The sequence below is a fragment of the Algibacter aquimarinus genome, assembly GCF_039543265.1.
Lineage (GTDB): Bacteria > Bacteroidota > Bacteroidia > Flavobacteriales > Flavobacteriaceae > Algibacter_B > Algibacter_B aquimarinus.
In genome coordinates this window covers 106,408-118,123 of sequence record NZ_BAABJK010000003.1, presented here as the reverse complement: position 1 = coordinate 118,123, position 11,716 = coordinate 106,408, and the positions used below count along the sequence as shown (strand labels likewise).

Below are 11,716 nucleotides of genomic sequence, written 5' to 3'. Positions count from 1 at the left end.
CTTTTTTTTATTCTTTTTTTTTCCCCCATTTAAATACCTTGTTCTCTGTGTTTTATAGGTTAAAAAAACCTAAATTAATTTGAGATTTAAAAAGATTTTTGGAGATTTTATAAAAAGTTAAATGCTCAAAACTTCTTAAAAGCTTAGAGAAAGAAATTCCAAACCAAACCAAAACGGACCGTGAAGTCTCTATATGGGTTATTAGGAGCAGAGAAATAATCATATCCTGTTAAAGAAGAATTGAAATGCTCAGCCTTTAAATAAATGCGAGTTTGACGAATTTTGGCATTTATAAAAAAGTCTAATCGTGGAAATTCTCCAAATTCCTCTTCTGTTTGAACGTAAAATTCTGCCAAAACAGGGTCATAAGCATTCATATTGTACTTTGTAAAGTAATTGAGTGTTACCCCCGTTTGCAAATACATTGCTTTTTTAAATAGGTGACTTGCAAAATAAAGTGTATTTCTTGTGGTTAGTTCTGGAACATTTAAAATATTACTGTCTTGAGTGTTTTGATACAATATGGTATTGTTTAACGCAAACTTACCTACTCTAATTTCTTTTTGAACTTTTACTCTTAAATAATTGATGGTTCCATTATTTTGAAACGGTTTTACTTGACCTTCTATTTCGTCTACTTTAAAATAAGCATAATCGTTTATAGTTGAATAATCTGCACTAATGTTAGCTATTTTATTTGATTTTAATTGAAATGCCAATTGCTGCGTTTCTGTATTATTAAAATTAGTTTGCCAATTGTAATTAATGTAATCGCTTTGGTAGAGCAAGAAGTTATAATTTGGTGCTCTTGAGCTGTGATTTATTGATGCTATGGCCTGAATATCTTCGTTTAACTTAAAACTTGCTTGAGCTTTGAAAAAATTACCATCAAAATCTCCTGATATATTTAAACCTATTTCACCTTGTAAATCGAATCCTTTATATTGTTTATGGTATTTACCTCCTGCGGAAAATATATCTCCTTTTAATCTATTGGTTATTGTGGCACCATCTAAAACTACAACTTTATCATAACCGTAATTAAAATTATTATTGCTAATATTAAATTGTAAATCACCAACCGTATTGTTACTGAAATTTAACTGAAGTTGATTATAGAAATTTTCTAATGTTGCTCGGTCTTTTAAACCAGAATTTGTAAAGGCAGAACCAAAAATACTTGTAGCGGCACTGGATTGATCGTATTGAAAATACTTGTCTTCAAATGATATAATATGCCCTAAACTTAATTTATTTTTAGAGAGCGAATCTTTTTTTCTAATTATACTGTAATTGTGCTCTAAATGAAAACGCTTTCCTCGTAAAATACTTTCAGCATTTTCAAAATTTACTTCTAAAATTGAACGATCTAAAAACTCTTCTTCTCCACTAATAAAATTTTCAACACTACTATCTTGAAGCCCTCCGTTTTCCTGATTAAGCAAATCTTGAGTAACAATATGTCCTCTTGCGTTATATCTGTTATTCTTTGTTCTGTAATTTGATGTAAACCTAAAATTTCCTGTGCTGGTTAAAAGGTGCTGATATTTACCTATGGAACGCATTCCTTTATATGCAATAGAAAAATTAAATTGAGGCGACGTATTTACAGTAAAAAAAGAATCGGCTAATTGCCCTTGCTCAAAAGCCGTTTTATAAAAAAGCTCGGTTAATGGTGTTGGTACGCGATAATAGTTAATATCTTCAATTTCCATATAATTGAAGTGTCTTGCTCGCGCTCCAAAACTAGGCATTAACTTAGTGTTTTCAAAAGTAAAGGTTAGGCTATTATATGTTTGACCTAGATTTGAAAAAGGTATGAGACCAAAATTATCTCTTCTCAAATAATTAAACTTATAATCTTTTTGAATGGTTAAAGTCGTATCAACAAAAGTGGTGTCGTTTTTATGCGAAATTATTAAGTAATCTTGAATTTTCGCCTCTTTCTTCCCTCCTTTATCTGGACGTTCATTTCTGTTTGATATCAGGTTTAAACTATCTCTAGTTTTTACCAAATCTTCTTTCAGTTTGCGTTTTTCTATGGGGTCTTGAGCGTTTAAAAAATTAAACAATAACACAAATGATAATGTTAAGACTAATAATTTATTCATTCTTTGTAATTATTGCTCTAGTTTTTTGGTAAATATTTAAACACACTATTTAAATGTAAAATAGACTACCTATTTATGCTTGGTTCTCATTTTACGAGACAAAAGTAATTATTTGAACGTAAATTGGACGATATTATTTTAAATAAAGAAAGCCAACAAAATCTGTCGGCTTTCTTCATTCAAAAATATCAATCAACACTTTGTAAAATGATAAAATTTGAATATTTATTTTGAGTTAGTCAATTACAAACATCTAAATATTATATTGAAAAAACAAAAAAATAAGTAAAAACATGAAATTCTAAATTTCATAGTATTTTAGCTTTATGCTTTTAAAAAAATTTTCTAACCACCTATTAGAATGTGGAACAGATGAAGCAGGACGTGGTTGTCTTGCTGGCCCTGTTACAGCTGCAGCCGTTATTCTTCCTAAAGATTTTAATAACGCAGTGCTAAATGATTCCAAACAACTTAGCGAAAAGAAAAGAGATTTATTAAAACCAATTATTGAAATTGACGCTTTAAGTTATGGAGTTGCTCATGTTTTTCAGGAAGACATAGATAAAATAAACATTCTAAATGCATCTATTCTAGCTATGCACAAAAGCATTATAAAATTAAAACCTCAACCAGAATTTATTATAGTAGATGGCAACAAATTTAAACCCTACAAGGATATTAAATTTGAGACTATTATTAAAGGAGACAGCAAGTATTTAAGCATTGCGGCAGCCTCTGTTCTAGCTAAAACATATCGTGATATTTACATGAATAAAATACACGAAGAATTTCCTATGTACAATTGGAAACAAAATAAAGGTTACCCAACAAAAGAACACAGAGAGGCTATTAAAAAATATGGCATAACAAAGTACCACAGAAAATCGTTTAGGCTACTACCAGAACAATTGATATTAGACTTATAAGATTTCTATATTCACTTATTTTCAATATGTTTTAAAACGAAAAATATGTAGGTTTGTAAAAATTAATTCATTTTATGAGATTTTTTTATTTAGCCCTCCTTTTTACTCTATTTTTTAGTTGTACAAATAATAATACTAAAACTTCTAATCTTATAAATTTAATACCAGAAAGCACTGATGTTGTTATTAAAACATCAAATCTTGAAAATTTAAAAAACAGCATCAATAATAATGACTTTCTATCAAAATACTCTTCTTCTGAAAGTTTTAAAAACTTAGAATCTCATCTAGAAATAGTATCTCATGTAAAACCAGAAACCAATATTTTAATCTGCTTTTCTAAAGATGATAATGATAGCTTACAATACTCTTTAATTACAAAATATAATCCCAATTTATTTAAAACGGATTCGCTTAAAAATTATACCGAGGAATTGTTAACCTACAAAAACAAAACCATAACTAAATCTTCATTAAATAATAAATTTATTTACAGCACTTTAATTGATAGTGTGTTTTTTGCTTCGTCTTCAAAAATTTTAGTTGACAATGTTTTTAAAGAAATAAATACAAATTTAGATTTTGAAAAAATTTACAAAACCACAAGCGACAATAAAACTGCATCTATTATATTAAAACCAAACAATGCTTTACTAAAATCGTTTTTTGTGAATGATTCTTTAAACCTTGAATCATTTACAAATTACATCGCAGTTGATGCAGAAATTAGTCAGCATGAAATATTAATAAACGGTATTACAAAAGCTACAGATTCTTCAAAAAGCTTAATTAATATATTTAAAAACACAAATCCTCAAGAAAATTTAGTACAAACTATTACTCCTGCAAATTCTGATGGTTTCATCAGTTTTACGTTTAACAGTTTTGGAGTTTTTAAAGAAAATTTAGATAAGTACAATAAAAAAGATTCTACAGGAATTGAAACCTCTCTCTTTAATAATATTATTGAAGTTGGTGTTATTTATGAAGATAAAAATAAAGCTATAGTTTTAAATTCAACTGATGTAATTGCAACAAAAGATGCTTTACTTGATAACCAAAACCGTATAGATACTTACAGACAAATTGATGTTTTTAGTTTTAGTAAACCTGATATATTTCAAAACACATTTACACCATTAATAAACTACCGTAATGCCAATAAATACTGTGTTTTAGATAATTTTTTTATTTTTTCAGATAATATAGAAATGTTGCAAAATATTATTGCTAATTATCAAAACAAAACAACTTTAAGAGAACGAAATTATTTTAAGAATATTAAGACGCAACTAACTGATGAATCTTCTCTTCTTCAGGTTACTAGTCCTTCGTTATTAAAAAACATCATATCCAAAAACGGAGTTAATGATTCAAATTATAAAGTTAGTAGCTATAAAGCATCTGCAATTCAATTTATATACGATAATAATTTTGCACATGTTAATGGTATTATTAAAAAAAATAAAACAGCGGCTTCTCTAAATTCTATTTCAGAGGAACTAAACATAAAACTCGAGAATGATTTATTAAATACTCCACAATTTGTTACCAACCACGTTACTAATCAGAAAGATTTAGTTGTTCAAGATATAAACAACAATTTGTATTTAATTTCTAATAAAGGAAAAATTCTTTGGAAGAAACAACTAAAAGGTCCAGTTTTAGGCAAAATTGAACAAATAGATATTTACAGAAACGGCAGACTACAATTAGCTTTCGCAACACCTCATAGAGTTTATGTAATAGACAGAAAAGGTAGAGATGTAGCACCATTTCCAGGAAAATTTAATGATGATATTACTCAGCCATTATCTGTTTTTGATTATGATAGAAATAAAAAGTACAGATTATTAGTAACGCAAGGAAAAAATATTTTAATGTATGATGTTAAAGCTAAATTAGTACGTGGTTTTGGTTTTAAATCTGCTAACGGTAACATTGTAAGTCAACCTAAACATTTTAGAATTGGCAGTAAAGATTACATAGCTTTTAAAACAGATAGTAAATTATATATTTTAAATCGTGCAGGAGCTAACAGAGTTACCCCAAAAACAACAAGTAATTTTTCTGATGAAGATATTTTCTTGTACAAGAATAAATTTACTACCACTAATAAAAAAGGAGACCTAATAACTGTTGATAGTAGAGGAAATACTGCTACACAAAGTTATAATCTCTCTGAAAACCATCATCTTGAAACAACAAGTAAAACTATAGTTTTACTAACAGAAAATAAGTTAACTATCAATAATAAAACCATTGAGCTCGATTTTGGTTATTATGAAGCACCAAAAATATTCTACTTAAACGATAAAATATATGTAGCTGTTACAGATACTCAATCTCAAAAAATATATTTATACGATAGTCAAGCCAAACTTATTCCTAATTTCCCTGTATATGGCAACTCTGTAATTGATTTAAACAATATAGATAAGGACAAAAATTTAGAATTTATTACCAAAGGAGAAAACAACTCAATAATACTATATCAAATAAACTAATTGTTAAGAAGTTAGTTAATTAATTTTTCCAGACACCCTTTTGTCGGTAAAAAAGTAATCTTTATCTTTGGGAAGCTATTAATCAATTATTTACAATGACATTCTCAAATAATGCTCCGCGCAATTTTTTTTGTGGGTTACTTCCTTTATTTTTTAATTTAAATTTTAATGCACAAACTAAAAGATCCAAAAGTTCTGTTTTAGTTAATCATTTTAATTATGATAATTTAAAAAATCGTCTAGGATATAACTTTAAAGTCACCAGAAAATCCAAAAATATTAGAATAAAATTTATAAAAATATAACGATAACCAAGTCGCGCAAGTCCTCGAATCTTATGGAACGTCAAAGTGTAAAGCTTTGGCGTTCTTTTTTGCAGTAATTTCAAGTTTATTTAATAGTATTGCAATTATAATAATTCATCTATGATTTCAAGAAAAAACGCCTCCATTTCAAAATTCATAATTCATAAAGTTGGTAACAAATTTAACGATACTAAAAACGCATTTTCAGACAAACTTGTCGATTTTGACGAAGCTAGTTACGATTTAATGCTTCCTTTTTTACTCAAACCCTTTGGCAGTGTTGTACAGAGTTATCGTTTTAACCATCATGCCGATATTTCTCTAAACGAAATTAACAGCTACTGCACACAATTATTTAATGATGAAGATGCTTTTATAGATATTTCAAAACACGTTGTAACGCATTTGTACGAACAGTCTAGTTCCGCAAACATCAAAACAGGAGATGTTTTAGTAGTTATGTTTGAAGGTATCGAGTTTAGAGATATGACTACAAATGCTGTTGGTATTTTTAAAATTGAAAACAAGGTTAATTTCTTCCAAACCTATTTAGAAAATAATAGCTATGATATTTTGGTACAAAAAGGAATTAACTCAAAAAAAGTGGACAAAGGTTGTTTAATTTTAAACCAGAGCGACACAGAAGGAAATATTATTTTTAGTGTAGACAATAATAGTTATGACGCTCAATATTGGATTAATCATTTTCTCAATATAAAATATGCAGATGATGCCAATAACCATACACAACAATATATTGAGCTTTGTAAAGAATTTTCAACCGAGATTATAAAAACCAATTATGGCTCTCAAGAGCGAAACTCATTTTTAGCGCAAACTATCGACTTTTTCAAAGAAAATGAAGTTGTAAATATTGAGCGTTTTAAGGAAGAACTTTTTGAAGAAGAAAAACATATTAGAGAGTTTGAAAACTATAAAAAGGAATATGAAGGCGAACAAAATTTAGTTATTCGAAATCAGTTTGATGTAGCCGAAGCAGTTGTAAATAAAGAAAAGCGTAAAATAAAAACCGATATTAAATTAGACACCAACATACAAATAAAACTAGATATTGATGCCCCAGATGCTTCTGCAGAATATTTAGAGCGCGGTTATGATGATGAAAAGAAAATGCATTATTACAAAGTGTTTTTTAATGCTGAAGATTAATTTTTTATTAAATTGTAGCTTCATGAAACGATAATAAACAAAGCATGTCTAAAGACAATTCATTTAACTACGACGAAGAATTAAAAAAACTACATACAGAATTAGTACATCTACAAGAATATGTAAAAAAAGAAGGCTTAAAAGTAGTTGTTGTTTTTGAAGGTAGAGATGCATCAGGAAAAGGAGGCACTATTAAACGATTTACAGAACCTCTTAACCCAAGAGTATGTAAAGTAGTAGCATTAGGCGTTCCTACCGAAAAAGAAAAATCGCAATGGTATTTTCAAAGATACGCATACCATTTACCTTCAGCTGGACATATGGTACTTTTTGATCGTAGTTGGTATAATAGAGCTGGCGTAGAAAAAGTAATGGGGTTTTGCACTGATGAAGAGTACAGAGAGTTTTTAAGATCTTGTCCAGAATTCGAACGCATGTTAGTTCGTTCAGGTATTATTCTTTTAAAATATTGGTTTTCTGTAAGTGATGAAGAACAAGAAAAACGTTTTAAAAATAGAATTAGTAACCCTTTAAAACGCTGGAAATTTAGCCCGATGGATTTAGAATCTCGTTCGAGATGGTTGGAGTATTCCAAAGCTAAAGATGATATGTTTGCACATACCGATACTAAGCAAGTGCCATGGTTTGTTGTAAACTCAGATAACAAAAAGAAAGCACGCTTAAATTGTATTAGCCACGTTTTAAGTCAAATTCCGTATGAAAAAATGGACATAAAACCTATTAAGCTTCCAGAATTACCAGATTACAAAAGTTATGTGCGTCCGCCAATGGATTATCAGACTTTTGTTCCTGAGAAGTATTGAGTATCTTAACTTTGCAAAAATTTTCAGCTAACTTCGCTAACAACTGTTATAGGTCTTTAAAATGACGTCATATTAGTTGTTTTGCTTCTTATAACCAACCAATAACGGATGATAAAATTCTTTAGAAAAATTAGACAAAAATTACTTTCTGAAAATAAATTCAGTAAATATCTAATCTATGCGATTGGTGAAATTATCCTTGTGGTTCTCGGAATTTTAATTGCGCTTTCCATCAATAACGCCAACGACGCTAAAAATCAACGTCAAAAGGAGCTTACCCTGCTTACTGAAATGCATCAGAATCTTCAAACAGACCTCGAAGATCTTAATTATAACATCAAAGGGAGTGCTGAGCGAATTCAAGCCAACGAAATCATCTTGAAAGCATTACAAGAGAGGGTACCGATGAATGATTCCTTAAAACCATACTACGGAAACATCCATGGTAATTTTCAATTAAGTAACAACACTGCGGCTTGGGAAAATCTTAAATCTGTGGGAATGGATCTGGTATCTAATGATTCTCTTAGAAATGCAATCTCCAACCTATATGCAGTCAAGTACACTTACCTCAAAAATGTAACAAAAGGAGTAGACGATGGTCATCAATGGAATACCTTTTATCCACAGTTTCTTGACTTGATTAATGTAGATCAATTTTGGGTTTCCGCTGAGCCAGTAAGTCATGAGGCATTGATGGATAATAGAAAATTCCAAGAAACTCTTAAGATGAATCTCTTTATCCGTAACTTTATGATGGATCAATACAAAACAATCCACAAGTATATCAATTCCCTTCTAGACCAAATTGAAAGACATATACTAACGCTTAACGAACAATGATAAAATTCTTAAGAAAAGTACGAAAGCACAACAAAGATATGTTTAGTGCATAGCACCCTGCAGCACGTTATCGACTCTATAAAAACTCAGCCTCAAAAAGACTAGAAAAATGTTTCAAAAGTTTTTCTTTAACCTCTTCTTCATCAACAGTTTTTTTAGCCAATTCAACATTTAAAGATGTTACCGCCTTACCTTTAATACCACAAGGAATCATTAAATCAAAATAACCCAAATTGGCATTAACATTTAATGCAAAACCATGCATAGTTACCCATCTACTAGCACGAACTCCCATAGCACAAATTTTTCTCGCAAATGGAGTTCCCACATCCAACCAAACACCTGTTTCTCCTGGGCTACGTTCCGCTTTTAAACCGTATTCAGCAAGTGTTAGAATAATCATCTCTTCTAAAAACCGAAGATATTTATGAATATCTGTGAAAAAATTATCTAAATCTAAAATAGGATATCCTACAATTTGCCCGGGGCCATGATAAGTAATATCTCCTCCACGATTTACTTTATAAAAAGATGCATTTTTTGCTTTTAGTTGCTCTTCATCAACTAGTAAGTTTGATATATCGCCGCTTTTACCTAAAGTGTAAACATGAGGATGTTCTACAAATAAGAAATGATTTTTAGTCTGTAAACCAGCATTTTCTCTTCTGTTTTTTATTTTGGTATCCACAATGGCTTTAAACAATTCTTCTTGGTAATCCCAAGTTTGCTTATAGTCTTTTAATCCTAAATCTTGCAGCTCTATTTGCTTATTCATAGTCTGCAAAATTACGATATTTTTATGGTTTAATTCTTAGGGTTGTTAAGTATAACTAAGGCTGCTATAACTCCAGGAACCCAGCCGCAAAGCCATAGTAAAAAGACGATGATTATTGAACCGCATCCTTTATCAATAACAGCTAAAGGCGGACATATAATAGACAGTAAAACTCTCCAGAAACTCATGTATTTGATTTTATTTTAATTGATGATACTTATTTGACGTAAAAATACAATGTTTGTTACAATTTGCGTTAGGGATTGAACGGCATGTTTGAAATCCCCGACGCAGGAGGGATTGAGCAGTGAAAGCCCGACCCTTGTGGTAACGCCCAAAAAATTTCATAAATCTAAAATCGTAAATCGTAAATCAAATGATTATCTTTGCGCCATTAAAATTTTCACACATTATTTACGATGTCGCAACTATCAGAGCAAGAACTTGTACGAAGAGAAAAATTAGTAAAAATACGCGAGTTAGGTATAAATCCTTACCCAGCAGATTTATACCCAGTAAAAAACACATCCAAATCTATTAAACAAGATTTTGTAACTGGTGAAAAAGTAATTATTGCTGGACGATTAATGTCTAGACGTATACAAGGAAACGCAAGTTTTGCAGAATTACAAGACGCTGAAGGACGTATTCAATTATATTTTAATAGAGATGAAATTTGTAGTGGAGATGACAAAACGAAATACAATACAGTTTACAAAAAACTATTAGACATTGGCGACTTTATTGGTATTGATGGTGAATTATTTACAACCAAAGTAGGCGAAAAAACGGTTATGGTAAAAGATTTTACTCTACTAAGTAAAGCTTTAAAACCACTGCCAATACCTAAAGTAGATACTGATGGAAATATTCATGACAAATTTGATGATCCAGAATTAAGGTACCGTCAACGTTATGCGGATTTAGTAGTAAATCCACACGTAAAAAACGTTTTTGTAAAGCGTACTAAATTATTTAATGCTATGCGTTCCTTTTTTAATGACGCAGGTTATTTTGAGGTAGAAACTCCAGTTTTACAACCTATTCCGGGAGGTGCAGCTGCGCGCCCTTTTATAACACATCACAATGCTTTAGATATTCCTCTATACATGCGAATTGCCAACGAGTTATATTTAAAAAGACTGATAGTTGGTGGTTTTGATGGTGTTTATGAGTTTTCTAAAAACTTCAGAAACGAGGGTATGGATAGAACTCATAATCCTGAGTTTACAGCCATGGAAATATATGTGGCCTACAAAGATTACAACTGGATGATGGATTTTTGTGAGCGCTTACTAGAATATTGTGCTAATGCAGTAAATGGTACCACAAAAGCTACATTTGGCGAACACGAAATAGATTTTAAAGCGCCATATGCCAGAGTAACGATGGCAGACTCCATAAAACACTTTACAGGTTTTGATATAACTGGAAAAAGTGAAGATGAGATAAGACAGGCTGCCAAAGACTTAGGTGTTGAAGTTGACGAGACAATGGGAAAAGGTAAGTTGATTGATGAAATTTTTGGTGAAAAATGTGAGGGTAATTATATTCAGCCAACGTTTATTACAGACTATCCAAAAGAGATGAGCCCGTTGTGTAAAGAACATCGAACTAACCCAGAACTAACAGAACGGTTTGAACTTATGGTTTGTGGTAAAGAAATTGCAAATGCATATTCTGAGCTTAACGACCCTATTGATCAACGCGAACGTTTTGAACATCAATTAAAACTAGCTGCTAAGGGTGATGATGAAGCTACCGAATTTATAGACCATGACTTTTTACGCGCACTAGAATACGGAATGCCTCCTACCTCTGGTATGGGAATTGGTATGGATAGGTTAATCATGTTTTTAACCAATAATCAATCAATACAAGAAGTATTATTCTTTCCGCAAATGCGACCTGAAAAGAAACCTTTAGCTATTAGTGATGATGCTAAAGCAGTTTTAGAAATCTTAAAGAAAGCTGAGAAATTAGAGCTTTTAGATTTAAAAGGACAATCTGGTTTATCTAATAAAAAATGGGATAAAACTATTAAAGAATTAACTAAAAATAACCTTGCTAAAGTAGAGAAAACTGATGAGGGATTATTTGTTGAAGTTTTATAATAGTTCGCAAAATAATAAAAACTAAAAAAGCCTGTAATCTTAGATTACAGGCTTTTTTTAACTAACCAACTAAATAAATTTCTTAACTAAACTCAGTACAAATAGACGCAATTATTTTCATTTGCTGAAGTATTTTAGAAA

The 11,716-nt window shown here is 30.3% G+C and carries 9 protein-coding genes; 6 read left to right on the top strand and 3 right to left on the bottom strand.

The window, feature by feature from the left end; translation table 11 throughout:
• Window positions 1-143: 143 nt before the first annotated feature.
• On the bottom strand, window positions 144-2,111 hold the full coding sequence (locus ABD939_RS02760; protein WP_345164274.1) for a putative porin: 1,968 nt from the start codon (window positions 2,109-2,111) through the stop codon (window positions 144-146).
• Between the two features lie 326 nt (window positions 2,112-2,437).
• Between ABD939_RS02760 and ABD939_RS02755 the strand changes: the two genes are divergently transcribed.
• From ABD939_RS02755 to ABD939_RS02735, 5 genes are all read left to right on the top strand, one after another.
• Window positions 2,438-3,037 (top strand): ribonuclease HII, encoded by a 600-nt coding sequence (locus ABD939_RS02755; RefSeq protein WP_345164272.1) that lies wholly within the window; start codon window positions 2,438-2,440, stop codon window positions 3,035-3,037.
• Between the two features lie 74 nt (window positions 3,038-3,111).
• Entirely contained in the window at window positions 3,112-5,544 is a 2,433-nt protein-coding gene (locus tag ABD939_RS02750) for a ribonuclease HII (protein WP_345164270.1), read from the top strand.
• Between the two features lie 425 nt (window positions 5,545-5,969).
• Window positions 5,970-7,019: a nucleoid-associated protein gene (locus ABD939_RS02745; RefSeq protein ID WP_345164268.1), complete on the top strand. Its 1,050-nt coding sequence runs from the start codon at window positions 5,970-5,972 to the stop codon at window positions 7,017-7,019.
• A gap of 44 nt (window positions 7,020-7,063) precedes the next feature.
• Complete coding sequence (gene ppk2, locus ABD939_RS02740) at window positions 7,064-7,843, top strand: polyphosphate kinase 2 (RefSeq protein ID WP_345164266.1); 780 nt, start codon at window positions 7,064-7,066, stop codon at window positions 7,841-7,843.
• Between the two features lie 108 nt (window positions 7,844-7,951).
• Window positions 7,952-8,686 (top strand): DUF6090 family protein, encoded by a 735-nt coding sequence (locus ABD939_RS02735; RefSeq protein ID WP_345164264.1) that lies wholly within the window; start codon window positions 7,952-7,954, stop codon window positions 8,684-8,686.
• 76 nt (window positions 8,687-8,762) lie between these two features.
• On the opposite strand, the gene lipB is transcribed toward ABD939_RS02735, so the two are convergent.
• Window positions 8,763-9,461, bottom strand: a complete 699-nt coding sequence (gene lipB / locus ABD939_RS02730; RefSeq protein WP_345164262.1) for a lipoyl(octanoyl) transferase LipB — start codon at window positions 9,459-9,461, stop codon at window positions 8,763-8,765.
• A gap of 29 nt (window positions 9,462-9,490) precedes the next feature.
• On the bottom strand, window positions 9,491-9,649 hold the full coding sequence (locus tag ABD939_RS02725; RefSeq protein WP_019388284.1) for a YqaE/Pmp3 family membrane protein: 159 nt from the start codon (window positions 9,647-9,649) through the stop codon (window positions 9,491-9,493).
• Window positions 9,650-9,880: 231 nt separating this feature from the next.
• Here ABD939_RS02725 and lysS point away from each other — a divergent pair, with 231 nt between their 5' ends.
• Entirely contained in the window at window positions 9,881-11,575 is a 1,695-nt protein-coding gene (lysS, locus tag ABD939_RS02720; protein WP_345164258.1) for a lysine--tRNA ligase, read from the top strand.
• Window positions 11,576-11,716 lie beyond the last annotated feature (141 nt).

Bases quoted from the DNA above. Each gene is read 5' to 3' on its own strand.
- ABD939_RS02760 (WP_345164274.1), bottom strand. From the start codon at position 2,111: ATGAATAAATTATTAGTCTTAACATTATCATTTGTGTTATTGTTTAAT.
- ABD939_RS02755 (WP_345164272.1), top strand. From the start codon at position 2,438: ATGCTTTTAAAAAAATTTTCTAACCACCTATTAGAATGTGGAACAGAT.
- ABD939_RS02750 (WP_345164270.1), top strand. From the start codon at position 3,112: ATGAGATTTTTTTATTTAGCCCTCCTTTTTACTCTATTTTTTAGTTGT.
- ABD939_RS02745 (WP_345164268.1), top strand. From the start codon at position 5,970: ATGATTTCAAGAAAAAACGCCTCCATTTCAAAATTCATAATTCATAAA.
- ppk2 (WP_345164266.1), top strand. From the start codon at position 7,064: ATGTCTAAAGACAATTCATTTAACTACGACGAAGAATTAAAAAAACTA.
- ABD939_RS02735 (WP_345164264.1), top strand. From the start codon at position 7,952: ATGATAAAATTCTTTAGAAAAATTAGACAAAAATTACTTTCTGAAAAT.
- lipB (WP_345164262.1), bottom strand. From the start codon at position 9,461: ATGAATAAGCAAATAGAGCTGCAAGATTTAGGATTAAAAGACTATAAG.
- ABD939_RS02725 (WP_019388284.1), bottom strand. From the start codon at position 9,649: ATGAGTTTCTGGAGAGTTTTACTGTCTATTATATGTCCGCCTTTAGCT.
- lysS (WP_345164258.1), top strand. From the start codon at position 9,881: ATGTCGCAACTATCAGAGCAAGAACTTGTACGAAGAGAAAAATTAGTA.